Below are 16,207 nucleotides of genomic sequence, written 5' to 3'. Positions count from 1 at the left end.
TGTGGGTCAGTAGCGGAGCGACGCGAGGTAGTCGAAGCCGACGCGGGCGGTGTCCAGGGCGTCGGCGGGCGTGCGCGGCGGGGTGCCGGCGTCGTCGCGCTCCACGATGTACTCCTCGATGCCGGCCTCCCGCTCGTACGCGAAGATCCGGCCGAAGTCGATCAGGCCGTCGCCGAGGTCGGCGAAGCTGGCGTTGGTGTCCATGTCCTTGACGTGCACCTGGCGGATCCGGCCCCGGTGGGCGCGGATGATGTCGACCGGGTCGGCGGCGCCGCGCCAGGTCCAGAACAGATCGAGCTCGAAGTGGACCAGCCGCGGGTCGGTCTCACCGGTGAGGATGTCGAAGCCGGTCTGCCCGTCGGTCAGCGGCACGAACTCGAGCTGGTGGTTGTGGTAGCCGAAGTCCACCCCGGCCCGCTCGGCCATCCGGCCTGCCCGGTTCAGGTCGCGGGCGAGCGCCCGGTAGACCTGCGGGTCGCGGATCGGCTGCCCGGTCGAGTCCAGACCGAACCAGGGGTGCACGATCTTGCGGCAGCCCACGGTGTTGGCGTCGGCGAGGGCGCGCTCCCAGGTGTCGGCGTCGAAGGGCTGCGGGATACCGGTGTGGCCGGAGGTGGCCCGCAGGCCCGCGTCGTCGAGTGCGGCCCGGAACTGCGCCGCGGTCCGGCCGACGAAGCCGGCGTGCTCGACCCGGCGGTAGCCGATCCGCCGCAGCGCGTCGAGCGTGCCGGGCAGGTCGGCGGCGAGCTGGTCGCGAAGGGTGTAGAGCTGGATGCTGATCCGGTCCACCGGCACCCGCCGTCGGCCGCTGCCGTGGCCGCCGCCGGAGGAGGCGGAAGCAGCCTCGGCGCCGAACAGGCCGGCAGCCCCGACGGCCGCCGCGGAGACGGTCGCGGCCCGGAGCAGCCCGCGTCGGCTGACCGACTCGGGCGCCTCGGGCTGCCCTGTGCTCTGGTCCATGGTGGTGTTCCCTCCCTGCCGGATGTTGCGGTCCGGCGGTTTCCGGGTCGACCGGCTGCCGCGCCCAGGCACGCCGGACCGGCCGGAGTGGGGCTCCGGCGCGGCGGTCATGGTCGGCGTGCGGGTGCGGGACGGGCCCAGGCGGGGCGCGCCACTGGGGGTGGGGCGGACAGCGAATCGACCGATGGGCAACTCTCTATCTGATTCGTCACCGTACCCTTGTGGCCGGTCGATGGCAAAGGTTCGCTGTGGGGAGCAGAACTTTCGCTGCCGCAGACAAAAGTCGGCCCAGGGGTGCTCGCCGCGCTGGTCGGCGCAGGGACGCTCGTTGCCTCATCCGACGGCCGGCGAGGCTCGCGCCGCGTGCTCGGCGCCGGCGTCCGGTGCACTGCGCAGGAGGCCCGGCACACCGGGCGGTACGGGCGAAACCCGTCCGGCAGGGTGCGGGCGGGTGCGGACCGGATGGCGGTGTCGCGCCGGGTCGGGGGCTGGCGCTACCGGTCGCCGAGCCCCAATGTCGGCCGGCCCTCACTTTTGTCGACCATTCGGCGCAGCTCGGCGAAATGGCACCGCTAATTGCTTTGCCCTTTATTCGTGAATTGCGTGGGGATGCGTGCAGGGCTGGAGAGAATGTGGCGGAGGGGAAGCAGGAAACGGGGGGACGCATCATGAAGTTGAGACGGCGTTTGACGCTGTTGGGGGTAACCGTCGCGGCCGCTCCACTGATCCTGGCCGGCTGCACCGCGGACCACGAGGCGGGCCATCGGCCGGGTGGCGGCCGGGCCGCACCGCCGGAACTCACGGTGACTCCCGGGGACCAGGCGAAGGACGTGCCGATCAGCGCCGAGGTCGGCACCCGGGTCGCCGGCGGCCGGGTAACCGCCGTCCGGATCACCGACGACAAGGGCAAGGAGGTCAAGGCGGAGCCCCGCGAGGACGGATCCGGCTGGGTGCCGAGCGCGCCGTTGCAGCCGAAGCGGACCTACACCGCCGAGGTCACCGCGACCGGCGACTCCGGTAAGAGCACCACCCGGAAGACCACCTTCACCACCATGCCGAAATCCACCAAGCCGGCGATCACCAGTACGCTCTATTTCGCCGGCAACCGGACGTACGGCACCGCCATGCCGGTAACGGTGGCGTTCGACCCGCCCATTCCGAAAGAGGCCAGGGCGGATGTGCAGCGTCGGTTGTTCGTGAAGACGAACCCGCCGCAGCCGGGCGTCTGGTCATGGGTCGAGGACGGCAGTCAGGTCTATTACCGGGCACCCGATTTCTGGCGACCGGGGACCACTATCAGTGTCCGCGCCGGTCTGGCCGGGCTGCCGATCGGCAAGGACCGGGTCGGCGACGAGGAGCGGACCGCGACCTCCAAGATCGGCCGTCAGGTGTCCCTGGAGATCGACAACGCCACCAAGCAGATGTCGGTGCTGCGCGACGGCAAGCTGGTCAAGAAGATCCCGGTCAGCATGGGTAAGCCGAGCACGCCGACCTCCAGCGGCAAGATGGTGATCATGGAGAAGCACCAGTTCACGACATTCGACACCCGGGGCTCGGCCGACCCCTACGTGGTCGACGTCGAGGACGCCCAGCGGCTCACCTGGGGCGGCGAGTTCATCCACGCGGCGCCGTGGTCGGTGGGGGACCAGGGCAGTACCAACGTCTCGCACGGCTGCACCAACGTCTCCAACGAGGCGGCGGACTGGTTGATGAACACCACGCAGGTCGGTGACCTCGTCACCATCAAGGGCACCGAGGTGCCGCTCAACGAGGGCAACGGCTGGACCGCGTGGAACGTCAGCTGGGCGGAGTACGTGAAGGGCAGCGCCCTGCCGGTGCCGGCCGGGCTGGGCCCGGCGCCGAGCAGCCCGGCGCACCCGGGCGCGGTCGCCGGCGGCTCGCCGGCCCCGCACCCGTCGGTCAGCGGCGGCTGACCACAGCGGTATCGAACCGGGCCGGCCCGCACCCTGCGGGCCGGCCCGGCGCTCACTACCCGGCCGAGGCGTGGGCGCCGACCGGAGCGTGGGCCGTCAGGCGGGGCGTGGGCCGCCAGGCGGGACGTGGGCCGCCGACTGGAGCGTGGGCCGCCGAGCGGGGCGGGGCCGGCGGACCGGGGGCGGGTCAGGTCAGCGAGACGCGGGCCACTCCCGGCCCGATCAGGCTGCCCAGCCAGAGCTGGTCACCGTGCTGGCGTACGCCGGTGATCATCCAGTAGTCGCCGGCCGGGCCGTGCAGCGTCCGGTGGACCGTGCCGGCGCCGTCGACCAGCGCGACCAGCCCGTAGCGGCGCGGCTGCGGCTGCATCGCGTCCGGCAGCAGCGCGGCGAGCTGCCGCAGCCGGGGGTGCGGCAGCAGCCGCTCGGCGACCGGCACCCGCGGGCTGGGCAGCGCGATCCAGTAGGTGCCGTCGCCCACCGCGGAGAGATTGTCCGGGTAGGCCGGCAGGTCGGCCAGGACCCGTACCGCGCCGCCGGGCAGCTCGACCCGGAGCAGCCGGTGGGTGGTCGTCTCGACCAGGATCAGCGCGGACTCGTCCGGGGTCAGTGCGACGCCGTTGGGGAAGTAGAGCCCCTCCGCGACCACCTCGGTCCGCCCACCAGCGCCCGGCCGGTAGGCGAGCACCCGCCCGTTCGGGCGGTGTTCCAGCAGGTCCCGCTTCCAGTGCGAGACCGGGAACCGGTCGGAGCTGTCGGTGAAGAAGATGGTGCCGTCCCGGGCCACCGCCGCGTTGTTGGCCAGGTGCACCGGCGGCGCCGTCCCGGTCAGCTCGCGCACCGTCCCGTCCGGGGTGACCCGCAGCAGCCCCCGGTACGCGTCGCAGACCACCAGCCCACCGCCGGCCGGGTCGACCTCGATGCCGAGCGGCCGGCCGCCGGTCTCGGCCAGCAGGCGCGGCCGGGCACCCGGGGGAGCGTCGGCGGGCCACCACCAGAGCCGCCCCTCCTCGTCCCCGCTCACCACCCGCCCGGCCGGGTCGACGACCACGTCCTCGGGGCCCACCGCGCCGTCGGGCAGCGGGAGCAGCTCGACCGCGTCCAGCCGCTGGTCGGTCGGGGCCCACGGGCCGGTCAGCGGGGGCGGCACGGTGGCCGGCTCACGGACCGGCCGGATCAGCCGCGGCGGCCGGGGGCGGGGGATGACCATTCGGCCATTCTCCACCGCCGATGCCCGCCGGGCCGCCCGACTGGCCGGGGCCGGCGCGGTGTCGTCACGGGCCAGCCGGCGTCACCCCTCGCCGGCGGCCGGGCCGCGTGCCGGGCGCCCCGCCCCGGACCTGCGCCGCCGGGCGGTGTCGGGGGTCCCTCGGGGTCCGACCCTGGGTGTACCCGGATTCACTCTCGGGAGGGACGGAAATGTCAGAGGTCGGCGCTAGATTCAACGGCATGGGAGAGCGCAGCGACCGGTTCCACGTGCAGGTCAGCGTGGCTGAGCACGGTGTGGACGTGCGGGCGATCGGCGAGGTCGACATCGCCACCGTCGGTGTGCTCCGCTCGGCGCTCTGGTCCGCGCCCGCCCGGCCGGTGCTGCGGCTCGATCTCTCCGGTGTGCGGCTGCTCTCCGCCGCCGGGGTGCGCGCGATCTTCGCCGCGCACCTGCGGATCCGGGCCCAGGGCGGGGAGCTGATGCTGGTCGACCCGGATCCGGTGGTCACCCGGGTGCTGCGGGTCACCGGTCTGCACCGGGTCATCCCGATGGTCGAGTCGGCCGGGCGGCCGACGCCGTCGCAGCCGCTGGTGCTGGCGGCCTGAGCGCGGGGCCCCCGACACCGGTCGGCAGCCCCGCACCTCAGGTCAGCGCACGTCCAGCAGGTCCACCACGAAGATCAGCGTCTCGTTCGGCTGGATGACGCCCGCCGCGCCGCGCTCGCCGTAGCCGAGATGCGGCGGGATGACCAGCCGACGCCGGCCGCCGACCCGCATCCCGACGACGCCCCGGTCCCAGCCGGCGATGACCTGCCCACCACCGAGCGGGAACTCGAACGGCTCGCCCCGGTTCCAGGACGCGTCGAACTCGCGCCCGCTGGAGTGCCCGACGCCCACGTAGTGCACGGTCGCGAGCTGTCCCGGCTGGGCCTCCGGGCCCTCGCCGACGGTGAGGTCCTCGATCGCGAGGTCTGCGGGCGGCGCACCATCGATCGGGGCGACCTCGGGCTTGCCCGAGCCTGCTGCCTGGTTCATCCGGCGTCTCCTGCCGTACTGGGTGATGTGTCCGGTCAGGGACGATCCTGCCGGATAGCGACCGGCCGATGCGCGGCAACCCGGGTCGCGCCCGTCGGTGTCGGACGTACGGCACCGGCGGGCGTCACCTGAGGTGACGCCCGCCGGCGGGGTTGCGGGGTCGGTCAGCGCAGCCAGCGGTACCGCCGCACCACCGGGAGCTTCGCCCAGGCCCGGCCGAGGCCCAGGGTGTCGCCGGCGCCGACCAGGGCGAGGACGGCCAGCACCGCGGCGTAGATCAGGTGGTCGTCCATGAACGGGTTGTTCTCCGGAGGCAGCACGGCGGTCCACATCATCACCAGCAGCAGCCCACCGGCCACCGCGGCGACCCGGAGGCCGATGCCCAGCAGCAGGGCGGTACCGACAGCCGCCAGACCGATCATGAACAGCCAGTCGGCCCAGGCCGCGCCGGCGATGCCGTGGTAGAAGTCCTCGAACGGGCCGGCCACCCCGAAGGCGAGGAAACCCTTGGTGGGGCTGCCCCCGTTGATCCAGGCGGCCTTCTCCTCGGTCGCCAGTCCCAGCCCGAACAGCTTGTCCAGGAAGGCCCAGAGGAACACCCAGCCGAGGGCCAGGCGCAGCCCGGCGAGGAGGTATCGGACGGCCCGTTCCCGGGTCGGCTCGGCCGCCGCAGCGGTGGTCCTGGCGGCGGTCCGCTCAGTCGTCGCGGTCATGGTCTCCACGTCCCTTCTGGTCCCTCGCACCGCGCTTCCCGGTGGCATCTCCAGTGGACGCCCCGCACGGGGTGCGTCGGCAGGGCCGACCGGGCCCTGCCGGACCGGGACCTTGGACCCATTCCCGGCCGGGTCCGACGGACCGGTCAGGCCGGCCGCGTGGCCCTGATCCGCGCCGCGAGCGCGCCATAGCGTCGCAGGTGGACAGCGATGAGGAGGCTGTGATGAGGACCTGGCAGGTGGGCGACGTGATGACCCGGGACGTCGTGACGGCGCAGGAGGGCACCCCGTACCGGGAAGTCGTCGACGTACTGATCCGGCGCGGCATCAGCGGGCTCCCGGTGACCGACGGGTTCCGGCGGGTGCTCGGCGTGGTGTCCGAGGCGGATCTTCTGCACAAGATCGAGCACAGCGGGGAGCCGGAGCAGCGGCGGATCTTCGAGGGCCGGCGGCGGCGCGGCGCGCGCGGCAAGGCTGACGCGCTGCTCGCCCGGGACCTGATGACCGCGCCACCGGTCACCACGTACGCCGAAGCGCCGCTGCCGGCCGCGGCCCGGCTGCTCGACCGGGAGCAGGTGAAGCGCTTGCCGGTCCTCGACGACCTCGGCCGGCTGGTCGGCATCGTGACCCGCGGCGACCTGCTCCGGGTGCACCTGCGCACGGACGCCGAGATCCGCGAGGACGTGGTGCGGGAGGTGCTGCACCGCATCCTCGCCGTCCGGGACGGCCTGGTCACCGTCCAGGTCCGCGCCGGCGAGGTCACCCTGGCCGGTCGCCTGGACCGGCGGTCGGTCGCCGGGCTCGCCGGCCGGCTGGCCGCCCGGGTGAGCGGCGTGGTGCGGGTGTCGAACACGATCGCCTTCGACGTGGACGACACCGCCCTGGTCGAGGAGGGTCGGATCACCCCGGTGGCCTGACTCCGGCCGCCCCCTGCGTGGGGGGGGGGGGGGGCCCCCCCCCCCCCCCCCCCCCCCCCCCCCCCCCCCCCGCCCGACGCACCCCCGCCCGCCGGGCGCGCCCCGCCGTGCCGGTGGCCACCGCCGGTCGCGCCGCGCCTGGCCGTGCCGGTGGCCGTCGACTTCGCCGGAGCGGGCTCGCCGCTCCTGCCGCTCGCCTAGGCTCGGAACCGACCCTGCCTCGGATCCGTCGTCATGCGGCGTGCGTCGGGCGCAGAGCCCCGGTGAAGCGGTCGATGCGGAGGGCGCCGGGTGAGTGACGCGATGTTCTCGGCGCCGCTGTGGGCCTGGGCGGCGGTCACCGTCGTCATCGCCGTCATGCTCGCGGTGGATGTGCTCCTGCACCGCGACAACCACGTCATCGAGCTGCGCGAGGCGCTGGTCTGGAGCGGCGTGTGGATCGGCGCCGGGATCCTCTTCGGCCTGGTCATCTGGCTGTGGCGCGGCGGCGAGCCGGCGGCCGCGTACTTCTCCGGCTACCTGCTCGAGAAGGCGCTGTCGGTGGACAACGTCTTCGTCTTCGCGCTGCTCTTCGGCTACTTCCGGGTACCCGCCGGGCTCCAGCACAAGGTGCTGTTCTGGGGCGTGATCGGGGCGCTGGCGTTCCGGCTGGTCTTCATCTTCGCCGGCGCCCAGTTGCTGGAGCGGCTGTCCTGGGCCGGCGTGGTGCTCGGCGGCTTCCTGATCTGGACCGGCTGGCGGCTGGCCGTACGCGGCGAGCCGGACGTGGATCCGGAACGCAACGTGGTGGTGCGACTCTTCCGCCGGTTGGTGCCGACCGACCCCCGGTACCACGGCGACCGGTTCACCGTCCGCCCGGACGGGCGCCGGGCGGCCACCCTGCTGCTCGTCGCGCTGGTGGCGATCGAGGCCACCGACGTGGTCTTCGCGATCGACTCGGTGGCCGCGATCCTGGCCATCACCACCAACACCTTCCTGGTCTGGACCGCGACCGCCTTCGCCGTGCTGGGGCTGCGCAGTCTCTACTTCTGCCTGGCCGGGCTGCTACGGCACTTCGGTTACCTCCGGTACGGGTTGGCCGCGCTGCTGGCGTTCGCCGGAGTGAAGTTGATCCTGGCCGAGACTCCGGTGGGGAAGCTGCCGCTCTGGCTCACCCTGGCGGTGGTGCTGGTGACCCTGACGGTGTCGATCGGCTGGAGCATCCTGGCCGCCCGGCGGGCGCGAGCCGGGTCGGCGCGCCACCGCCCGGGCGATGGGAAAGACTGACCGTCCCGGTTTCCGTCGAAGTGTGCTCACCGAGCGGGCCGCCCGGGCCCGGTCACCGGCCGGGCCAGCTGCCCGGCGAGCACCGCCGGCGCCGCTGCGAGCGAGGGGCCGTACCAGGTCAGGTGCCGGCCGGAGAGCAGGGCGCAGGGCGTGCCGGCAAAGGCCTCCGGGCCGTCGGCGGCGGTGAACCGGTACGGCTCGTCAGGCAGCACCACCAGGTCCGCGTCCTGCCCGCGCAGCTCAGCCAGGTCCGCCCGGGGATAACGCTCGGGGTGTTCGGCGTAGACGTTCACCACCCCCAGCCGACGCAGCACGTCCCCGGCGAAGTTGTCGGAGCCGAGCACCACCCACGGGCGACGCCAGACCGGCACCACCGCCCGGCGTACCGGGGCCAGCCGGGGCGGGTCGGCCCAGGCCCGGCGCGCGGCCCGCAGCCAGGCCGGCTCCTGCGCCGCGCCGAGCGCGCCGAGCAGGTCGGCCAGCTCGGTGAGCGCCTCCGGAACCGTACGCGGATAGGTCACCCGGACCGGCACCCCGGCGGCGGCCAGCGCGTCGGCGTCCGCGCGGCGGTTCTCCTCGACGTTGAGCAGCACCAGGTCCGGTCGGAGCGCGAGCACCCGCTCCAGGTCGGGGTACTTGCTGCCGCCGACGCGTGCCACGTCCAGGTCGGTGGGGTGGGTGCACCAGTCGGTCGCGCCGACCAGCACGCCCGGCAGCGTCACCGCCACCGCCTCGGTCAGCGACGGCACCAGCGACACCACCCGCATGTCCCACCTCCACGTGTCCCGGCCCCGGCATCCGGGCCGCCTCGATCATGCCCGGCCGTTGTCGATCCGGGCGGTGACGTCGAGGTGGGCGGGGCGGCAGCCGGCGGTGTCGACATAGCGGCGGATCGCGGTGCTCACGTGGTCACGCAGACCGGCGGTTCGGGTGCCGGCCTCGATGTCCACCCGGATCCACAGGTCGGGCCGGGGTGGGTCGCCGGTCAGCACCACCCGGGCCCGGCGGATCCGCGGATCGCCGGCCAGGTCCCGTTCCAGCGCCCGGGCCAGCGCCGGCGCGGCCACCCGGGTCCGCCCGTGTCGGCCGGCGTGATGGACCAGCGTGCGCCGCGCCGGGGCGCGGGCGGCGCGCAGCTCCCGGTGCAGCAGCCGCTGCCCGGCCAGCGCGAGGAGCAGGCCGGTGACCGCCGCCGCCAGGGTGCCCCAGGGCGCCGCGAGCCGCCAGGCCCGGCGCACCCCCGGGCCGAGGAGCATCCCGCCCGGATCGGCGCCGGGCCACCGGCCGAGGTTCACCGCCAGCACCGCGCCCCCGGCCGCGACCAGCAGCAGCGCCACGACAGTCCAGAGCACCCGATGCCCGGCGTTGGTCATGCCGCCCGCCGGTGGCCGAGCAGCCGCACGTCGATCCGGCCGGGCCGGGGCGCGGCCAGCCGGTGCAGCTCCTGGTGCACGGCGAACTCGACCTCGTCGCGCGCCGCCGGATCGCCGGTGGCCGTCACCCGGGGTCGCCACTCGGCGCCCCGCCGGCGGATCCGCACCCGGGCGCGCCGGATGCCGGGCACCGATCTGACGGCGACGGTCAGCCGGCGCTCCACCGAGCGGCGGTGCAGGTGCCAGCCGTCCCCGGCGTCCAGCCGGGTGGGCGACCAGCGCCGCAGTTCGGCGGCGAGGATGGCCAGGCCGAGCAGGATGACCGCCACGGCGAGGCCGCGTACCGCCGGGTCGTCCCACCGGGTGGTGCGCAGCGTCGCGGACCAGCCGGCCGGCTCGACCAGCAGCGCGGGGCGCCCCACTGCGGCCAGCAGCGCCTCCACCGCGGCCAGCGCGCCGCCGACCAGCAGGGCGGCGGCCAGCAGCAGGGTGGCCAACCGGTTGGCGGTACGCACCTCAGCCCCCGGCCGGCCCGCCGGCGTACCGGGGGATCACGTCGGCACCGTGGTGTCCGCGCCCGGCACGACCACGTCGTCCACGGTGACGGTCACCTCCCGTACGGCCAGCCCGGTCGCCGCCTCCACCCCGTCGATCACCGCCGCCCGCACCGCGTCGGCGACCGCCAGCACGCTGCGGCCGTACCAGGCGACCAGTTCGACGTCGACGCTCGTCGAGTGGTCGTCCAGGCGGACCGCCACTCCGTGCGGTCGGGCCGGCACCGGGACCAGCGCGTACACCCCGGGAACCCGCCGGGCGGCGTGGGCGGTGATCCGGGCGACCGCCTCCGGGGTGACCCGGGTACGGCCGCGCCCGGTGTGGTCGGTCATCGCTGCCGCCGTCCGGGCGGTCACCGCCGGCGGGGCGCGCGGGTCCGGTCGCCGAGCCCGGTCACCGCGAGATCCCCGTCCAGCACCCGGACCACGAGCCAGCCGAAGAGGCCGGCCAGCACGGCGACGGCGGCCACCCAGACCCCGGCCGTGGCCCAGACCGCCACCACCAGGAAGCCGGCGAGAAAGCCGAACTGCTGTCGCGACATGGCACCTCCCGGCCGGTCCGCTACCGGCGCGGATGTGGATACACGCTGCCGACCGTGCCGGAACGTGAGCACGGCTGTGATCCGCGTCACATCCTCGTGGTGCTGGCGCCGAACCGAGTTGCCGGGCGGCGGACGGCCCGGCGCGGCCAGGGCCATGATCCACCCCCTAGACTCGCCCCCGGCGACCGATCGGCGGATGGATCAGGCGGATGACGAGCACCGGCAGTGGCGACGGGTCCTTGCTGCGGGCGCTGCCCACGGCGGGCGGACGGGCGGCGGTGCTCACCCGCGCCGGTCACCGGGTCCACGCCGGGCACCGGGTCAGCGAACTGGTGCAGGGACGACCGCCGGGCATCACCGGACACCAGTGGAGCGCGGCCGGTCGGGAGGGGTTCGACTTCGTGGTCTGCGCCGCGGACTCCGGACTTCCCGTGGTCGCGGTGGAGATCGGCCCCGCCGCGCCGGCGGGCTCGGCCGCGCAGCGCGCCGAGCGGATGAAGAACGCGGTCACCGCGGCCGCCGGCCTGCCGGTGCTGCGGATCGAGTCACCGACACTGCGCGCCGCCGATCACGGCCGCCGCCTGGTGGAGTACGTGCTCGACGCTCGCGGCTACGCCGAGGCGACCGGCGGGCCGGCCGCGACCGGAGACCCGGACGAGCCTGCCCCGGTGGGGTTCCGCGAGATCCTCGGCCGGCTCCCCGACGGGCGCACCGGGCACGTGAACGACCTCGGGGCGCTGGCCCGTGCGGCCGCGGTGGAGGCGTACGTGGCCCGCCGGCTGTCCGACCCGATCGTCCGCGGGCTGCACGTGCGCTGGGCCGACGGGCCGGCGGAGGGCTGGAGCTGGGTGGAGGCCCGGCCCGGCGTGTGCCTGGTCGAGCGGGTGTCGGTGTGGGAGCACCGGTTCTCCTGCGGGATCGACCCCGCACGGCTCGCCGAGGATCTGGCCGCCGTCGCCGTGGGGGAGCGGCTGCGCGATCTGGCCACCGACGAGGCGACGCTCACCCCCCGAGAGGCGCTGGACGCCGATATTCGCGGGCTGAGCGCGCGGCGCGACGAACTGGTGGACGGCTTCGCGTTCGACCACCTCTGCGCCGACTGACCCGCCCTTTCCGGCCGTCCGCGAACCGGGCGGCAATTTTCTCCGACCGCGGTTGAACCGTCGGCGCGGCCGTTCCGTACTCCAGCGGGAATGGACAGGACCTCTCCCGTCCGCGGCACCGGACGCGGGAGGCGGTGTGGATAGAGGCATCGTCGGTCATCGACGTGCCACGGTGCGTGACGGTCACTGCGGCCGGGGCGCGCCCCTTCAATTCCGCCGGTCCGCCGAAGGCACGGATCCACTACCGGATCGCGAAGGAGAACAATTCGATGCGCAGGTCCACTCGGGCGCGCCGGTCATCCGGTAACGCGCGGAGCAAGCGTCTGCTGGCCGTGGTCGGCACGCTCGTGGTCTTCGGCGGAATCGTCGCCGTGACCCAGATCTCGTCGGCCGAGGACCGGCGGTCCGGCAACACCCGGCCGGCGGCGGGGGCCTGCGTGCAACCGAGTCCCGGGGCCACCGCTCCGGGCGGGCGCGGCTCCACCAGCCGCACCTGGCAGGACGGCCGCTGGGTACGCAACCACTGGGGCGACGGGCAGCAGTCGGTCGCCGAGTGCGAGCAGGGCACCGGTGGTGGCGCAGGTGCGCCGAGCTCGGCGATCGCCTGCCCGGATGTGGCGGGCGAGCTGCCGGAGGTGCCAAACCGGGCCCGGGCCGAGGTCGACCGCAACCTCGCTCAGTTGCAGGCCCAGATCGCCGAGGCCGACCGCCGGCTCGCGGCCGACGGCAGCCGGGGCGAGGCATTCGTCCGCAGCGCGATCCTGCAGCCGCTGGCCAGCAAGCGCCGGGCCACCCTGGCCCGGATCACCACCGCGATCGACCGTTTCGGCCCCCGCCCCCAGGGGCTGGCGCAGCTCGCCGAGTGCCAGGTCCAGCCTGTGGGGAACGGTGGCGGTGGCACCCCCGGCGGCGGCAGCAGCCCCAGCAGTAGCAGCAGCCCCGGTGGCGGCAACAACGGTGGTGGCAACAACGGTGGTGGCAACGGTGAGCCGGGCGCGGGCCTCGGCGTGCTGGCGAACGACTGCGACGACAGCCAGCTGCAGCCGCACGACGGGTTCCAGAACGGCAACCGGTGCGTCAGCACCGAGTTCGGCGAGGTCGGCGCGGCGGCGAACAACCCGTCGTTGCTGATCACCGACTTCCCGAACGAGGTCGGCCGCAACCAGGCCTTCACGCTGCGGGTGAGCACCCGCAACCTGGTCCGGGACCGCTTCCTCGCCGCCGGTCAGGGTGGCTACTACGTGGAGAGCTCCCTGCTCAACGAGCAGGGCCTGGTGCGCGGCCACTTCCACACCGCCTGCCGGATGCTGGACAGCCTGGACGCTCCGCCGCAGCCGCAGGAGGTGCCCGCCTTCTTCGTGGCCACGGAGGACGGCCGGGGTGGCGCGGAGCCGGACGAGGTGACCATCCAGATCCCCGGCCTGCCGGAGTCCGGTGTCGCGCAGTGCGCGGTCTGGGCCGGTGACGGGTCGCACCGCCTGCCGATGATGGAGCGGGCCAACCAGACGCCGGCCTTCGACGCGGTGCGCATCGAGGTCAACTGAGGGTCGTACCGCAACGGCTGGGCCGCGCCGGGGATCTCTCTCCGGCGCGGCCCGGCCGTCGTTCTGTCCGGCCGGCTACCGGGCGGGCCCGCGAGCATGAGTACGGCCGGCCCTCGGCGCGGCCCGGCCGTCGTCGTGTCCGGTCGGCGACGCGGGCGGCCCCGCGAGCACGAGTACGGCCGGCCCCGGTGGGGCCGGCCGATGTCTGCCGGTGGCGACGGAGTTGCCGGGCCCGGCGTCGGGCCCGAGTCGCCCGGATCAGCGGTTCTTGTAGGCCTCGACGACCTCGACCGGAATCCGGCCCCGCTCGGAAATCTTGTAGCCGTTCGTCACGGCCCATTCCCGGATCGCGCGGTTCTGCTCCCGGTCCATTCCCGCACCGCCGGTCCGGGTCGTCCGCCGCGCGCCCCGGGGGCTCTCCACCGGCCCGCGCCCGATCCGCCGCCCGGCGCTGATGTAAGGGTCGAGCGCCTTACGCAGCACGCCGGCGTTCTCGTCGGAGACGTCGATGGTGTAGCCGACGCCGTCGAGGCTGAACTCGACCGTCCGGTCGGCCTTTCCGCCATCGAGGTCGTCGGTCAGCACCGTGATTACTTTTCTCGCCATCGCCGATTACTCCCTGTCTACGGCCGGGGTGTCGTCAAAGTTTGACCCACCATGCCGGTAAACCGCAAGAATATGGCAGTTTTCATTTCGGCGAGTCGCGCTTTTCCGGCCGGGCTAAAACGTGCCGGATCCAGGAATCGGCCGATGCGTTCATTCACCGAGCAGGCCGGCGTGACCTGCGAGGGCGGCGGCCTCGGCCCGGCTCGAGACCCGCAGTTTTCGCAGTAGCGCGGCGGTCATCCGTTTCACGGTTCGCTCGGAGACGTGCAGTTGGTCGGCAATCTCGAACGTGTTCCGGCCGGCCGCGATCAGGCGGAGCAACTGCCGTTCCTCGCCGTCCAGATCGACCCGGGCCCCCCGGGCCGGCCCGAGCAGCCCGCGCAGCAACTGCGCCGGGAGCACCGCCCAGCCCGCCAGGATGGCCAGCAGCGGCGGCAGCAGTTCCTCCGGCTCACTGCTCTTCGGCAGGAACCCCTCGGCGCCGGCCCGCAGCGCCTCCATTGCCGGCGCCGGGTCGTCTCCGCCGGACATGGCCACCACCCGTACCCGGGGCGTGGTCCGCCGGATGGCGGCCACCGCGCGGATGCCGCCCGGCGGTGGCATGTGCAGGTCCACCAGGGCCAGGTCCGGCATGCAGCGGCTGACCAGGGCGGCGGCCGCGGCGGCATCCCCGGTCGAGCCCACCACTTCGGCCCGCCCGTCGGTGCTCGCCGGGAGCAGCAGCTCGATGCCCCGGACGAAGAGGGGGTGATCGTCCACGACGACGAGCCGGATGGTCGGGGGTCGCATGTCTGCTCCCTTCCCGAGTGGGTACCGATCATGCGGGTATGCACCGGTACGAGGGGAGTCGGGGCGGATGCGTGAACGGCACGGGTTGCAGGGGTTGCTACGCGGTTTCCGGCGGGTCGGCCCGGACCGAGGCGATGGTGGCCTCCGGGCGGGCGGCGACCCGGAACTGCTGCTCCGGGTGCTCTGTCACGAATTCCGCACTCCGGTCAGCACGCTCACCTCGCTGACCCGGGCGCTCGCCGACGACGGTCGGGTGCTCACCGGCGCCGACCGGCTGGCGATCACCCGGCTCGCCCGAGACCAGGCCGTGCACCTGCAGGAGCTGCTGCGCGACGCCACCGCGAGCACGGGCGCGCTGGCCCTGACCGCGCAGCCGGAGCCGGCGGTGCCGCTGGCCGGGATCCTGCGGGAGGTTGCCACCCTGGTGCCGGTCCACCGGCGGCGGGCCCGGGCGACCCGACTGGCCGCCGACTGCCCGGTGCCCGCCCGCCGGACCCGGCAGGTGCTGGTCAACCTGGTGGAGAACGCGCTGCGGCACGGGCCGGCCGACGGCCAGGTCGGGCTCTACGCGGCCGTGCGCCGACCGGGACTGCGCCTGCTGGTGACCGACGAGGGGCGGGTGGACGACGCGCTGCTCGACGCCCTGCGCCAGCCGGTGCCCGCCGCCGGGATGTCCGGCCTGGGGCTCTGGATCGTCCGCCAGCTCGTCACCGCGGACGGTGGCGCGGTGCACGTGCACCGGCTGCGCCCGCGCGGCGTGGCGCTGGAGGTGCTGCTGCCGTACGCCGGGCACGGCTGACCCGGGCGGGTCGCCGGTTGGCCCGCCCGGGCCACCGGGGTGGGAAGTCCCCGGTGCCAGCGGTCGGCGGCGCCGAGGAGGCCGGGTAGATGTTGAGCCACCTGAAGGACCTGCAGTTCGAGGCGAAGCCGGACGGCCCGGACGCCGCGTTCGCCCGCCGTCTGCAGGAGATCCTGGGTGGCAAGTGGGGCGAGATGACCGTCGCGCACCAGTACCTCCACCAGGGGTGGAGCTGCCGGCTGCCGGGCCGGTACCGGGACCTGCTGCTGGGCGTCGGCACCGAGGAACTGGGCCACGTCGAGATGATCGCCACGATGATCACCCGGTTGCTGGAGAACGCCCCGCTGATGCTGGAGCAGGCCGCCGAGGACAACCCGATGGTGACGGCCGGCTACGCGGGCGCCAACCCGGCGCACCTCGTCCACGGCGGCGGTGCCGCGCTCCCGGTGGACAGCGCCGGTGTGCCGTGGACCGGCGCGTACGTCACCGCCAGCGGCAACCTGCTGGCCGACTTCCAGCTCAACGTCACGGCCGAGGCGCAGGGCCGGCTCCAGGTCGCCCGGCTGTTCCAGATGACCGACGACCCCGGGGTCAAGCAGCTGCTCCGCTTCCTGCTGGCCCGCGACACCATGCACCAGAACCTGTGGCTCGCGGCCATCGAGCAGCTCCGGGAGGACGGCCTGGCGCAGATGCCGGTGCCGGAGGCCTTCCCGGACGGCAGCCCGCGGGCGCACGCCCCGGAGCCGCTCCTGCCGCCCGGCGACCCCCGCCTGTACGGCACCCCGGCGCTGGAGGTCGACCCGGTCCAGAGCCCGCTCAGCTGATCCCGTCGCGCCGGGTGGCGCCCGCATCTTCAGGAGGTG

19 protein-coding genes are annotated in these 16,207 nt (G+C 74.4%); 8 read left to right on the top strand and 11 right to left on the bottom strand.

Features of this window, described 5'->3' with window-relative positions:
- Nucleotides 1–6: 6 nt before the first annotated feature.
- Complete coding sequence (locus tag ACIBBA_RS21175; RefSeq protein ID WP_396699548.1) at nt 7–960, bottom strand: sugar phosphate isomerase/epimerase family protein; 954 nt, start codon at nt 958–960, stop codon at nt 7–9.
- A gap of 668 nt (nt 961–1,628) precedes the next feature.
- Here ACIBBA_RS21175 and ACIBBA_RS21170 point away from each other — a divergent pair.
- Nucleotides 1,629–2,894 carry an Ig-like domain-containing protein gene (locus tag ACIBBA_RS21170; RefSeq protein ID WP_396699545.1) on the top strand — a complete coding sequence of 422 codons (1,266 nt, stop codon included), beginning with the start codon at nt 1,629–1,631 and terminating at the stop codon, nt 2,892–2,894.
- Between the two features lie 187 nt (nt 2,895–3,081).
- On the opposite strand, the gene ACIBBA_RS21165 is transcribed toward ACIBBA_RS21170, so the two are convergent.
- Nucleotides 3,082–4,104, bottom strand: coding sequence for an SMP-30/gluconolactonase/LRE family protein (locus ACIBBA_RS21165; RefSeq protein ID WP_396699543.1), 1,023 nt, complete (start codon nt 4,102–4,104; stop codon nt 3,082–3,084).
- Nucleotides 4,105–4,343: 239 nt separating this feature from the next.
- Here ACIBBA_RS21165 and ACIBBA_RS21160 point away from each other — a divergent pair, with 239 nt between their 5' ends.
- Nucleotides 4,344–4,709 (top strand): STAS domain-containing protein, encoded by a 366-nt coding sequence (locus ACIBBA_RS21160; protein WP_396699541.1) that lies wholly within the window; start codon nt 4,344–4,346, stop codon nt 4,707–4,709.
- Nucleotides 4,710–4,751: 42 nt separating this feature from the next.
- Here the strand turns inward: ACIBBA_RS21160 and ACIBBA_RS21155 are convergent, their stop codons facing one another.
- Both ACIBBA_RS21155 and ACIBBA_RS21150 read right to left on the bottom strand, forming a co-directional pair.
- The gene (locus tag ACIBBA_RS21155) at nt 4,752–5,138 is read right to left on the bottom strand and encodes an FKBP-type peptidyl-prolyl cis-trans isomerase (protein WP_396699539.1); all 387 of its coding nucleotides are present in this window, start codon (nt 5,136–5,138) and stop codon (nt 4,752–4,754) included.
- A gap of 164 nt (nt 5,139–5,302) precedes the next feature.
- Entirely contained in the window at nt 5,303–5,860 is a 558-nt protein-coding gene (locus ACIBBA_RS21150; RefSeq protein WP_396699537.1) for a hypothetical protein, read from the bottom strand.
- Nucleotides 5,861–6,075: 215 nt separating this feature from the next.
- Here ACIBBA_RS21150 and ACIBBA_RS21145 point away from each other — a divergent pair, with 215 nt between their 5' ends.
- On the top strand, nt 6,076–6,768 hold the full coding sequence (locus ACIBBA_RS21145) for a CBS domain-containing protein (protein WP_396699535.1): 693 nt from the start codon (nt 6,076–6,078) through the stop codon (nt 6,766–6,768).
- 303 nt (nt 6,769–7,071) lie between these two features.
- Complete coding sequence (locus ACIBBA_RS21140; protein WP_396699710.1) at nt 7,072–8,034, top strand: TerC family protein; 963 nt, start codon at nt 7,072–7,074, stop codon at nt 8,032–8,034.
- Nucleotides 8,035–8,060: 26 nt separating this feature from the next.
- Here the strand turns inward: ACIBBA_RS21140 and ACIBBA_RS21135 are convergent, their stop codons facing one another.
- From ACIBBA_RS21135 to ACIBBA_RS21115, 5 genes are read right to left on the bottom strand one after another with little or no spacing between them, the layout of a single operon-like run.
- The gene (locus ACIBBA_RS21135) at nt 8,061–8,801 is read right to left on the bottom strand and encodes a helical backbone metal receptor (protein ID WP_396699533.1); all 741 of its coding nucleotides are present in this window, start codon (nt 8,799–8,801) and stop codon (nt 8,061–8,063) included.
- Nucleotides 8,802–8,846: 45 nt separating this feature from the next.
- Complete coding sequence (locus tag ACIBBA_RS21130; RefSeq protein ID WP_396699531.1) at nt 8,847–9,407, bottom strand: hypothetical protein; 561 nt, start codon at nt 9,405–9,407, stop codon at nt 8,847–8,849.
- A complete protein-coding gene (locus tag ACIBBA_RS21125) occupies nt 9,404–9,922 on the bottom strand; it encodes a DUF6286 domain-containing protein (protein ID WP_396699529.1) in 519 nt (172 codons plus the stop codon). Before ACIBBA_RS21125 ends, ACIBBA_RS21130 begins: the two co-directional genes overlap by 4 nt.
- 36 nt (nt 9,923–9,958) lie before the next feature.
- A complete protein-coding gene (locus tag ACIBBA_RS21120) occupies nt 9,959–10,294 on the bottom strand; it encodes an Asp23/Gls24 family envelope stress response protein (protein WP_396699527.1) in 336 nt (111 codons plus the stop codon).
- A gap of 20 nt (nt 10,295–10,314) precedes the next feature.
- Complete coding sequence (locus ACIBBA_RS21115; protein WP_350876249.1) at nt 10,315–10,503, bottom strand: hypothetical protein; 189 nt, start codon at nt 10,501–10,503, stop codon at nt 10,315–10,317.
- A gap of 209 nt (nt 10,504–10,712) precedes the next feature.
- Here ACIBBA_RS21115 and ACIBBA_RS21110 point away from each other — a divergent pair, with 209 nt between their 5' ends.
- Nucleotides 10,713–11,606, top strand: a complete 894-nt coding sequence (locus tag ACIBBA_RS21110; RefSeq protein WP_396699525.1) for a DUF2726 domain-containing protein — start codon at nt 10,713–10,715, stop codon at nt 11,604–11,606.
- Between the two features lie 269 nt (nt 11,607–11,875).
- On the top strand, nt 11,876–13,150 hold the full coding sequence (locus tag ACIBBA_RS21105; RefSeq protein ID WP_396699523.1) for a hypothetical protein: 1,275 nt from the start codon (nt 11,876–11,878) through the stop codon (nt 13,148–13,150).
- Nucleotides 13,151–13,408: 258 nt separating this feature from the next.
- Here ACIBBA_RS21105 and ACIBBA_RS21100 read toward each other — a convergent pair whose 3' ends face one another.
- Together ACIBBA_RS21100 and ACIBBA_RS21095 are read right to left on the bottom strand one after the other, a co-directional pair.
- Entirely contained in the window at nt 13,409–13,756 is a 348-nt protein-coding gene (locus ACIBBA_RS21100) for an Lsr2 family protein (RefSeq protein ID WP_350876244.1), read from the bottom strand.
- Nucleotides 13,757–13,906: 150 nt separating this feature from the next.
- The gene (locus tag ACIBBA_RS21095; protein WP_396699521.1) at nt 13,907–14,545 is read right to left on the bottom strand and encodes a response regulator; all 639 of its coding nucleotides are present in this window, start codon (nt 14,543–14,545) and stop codon (nt 13,907–13,909) included.
- Between the two features lie 67 nt (nt 14,546–14,612).
- On the opposite strand from ACIBBA_RS21095, the gene ACIBBA_RS21090 reads away from it, so the two are divergent.
- Together ACIBBA_RS21090 and ACIBBA_RS21085 are read left to right on the top strand one after the other, a co-directional pair.
- Nucleotides 14,613–15,344, top strand: a complete 732-nt coding sequence (locus tag ACIBBA_RS21090) for a HAMP domain-containing sensor histidine kinase (protein WP_350876240.1) — start codon at nt 14,613–14,615, stop codon at nt 15,342–15,344.
- An 89-nt stretch (nt 15,345–15,433) separates the two neighbouring features.
- On the top strand, nt 15,434–16,168 hold the full coding sequence (locus ACIBBA_RS21085) for a manganese catalase family protein (RefSeq protein ID WP_396699519.1): 735 nt from the start codon (nt 15,434–15,436) through the stop codon (nt 16,166–16,168).
- Nucleotides 16,169–16,207: the final 39 nt, after the last annotated feature.

Origin of the sequence: Micromonospora sp. NPDC051006, from assembly GCF_044456245.1 — a bacterium.
In the GTDB taxonomy this organism is placed as follows: domain Bacteria; phylum Actinomycetota; class Actinomycetes; order Mycobacteriales; family Micromonosporaceae; genus Micromonospora.
This window is presented reverse-complemented; position numbering and strand designations above follow the sequence as displayed.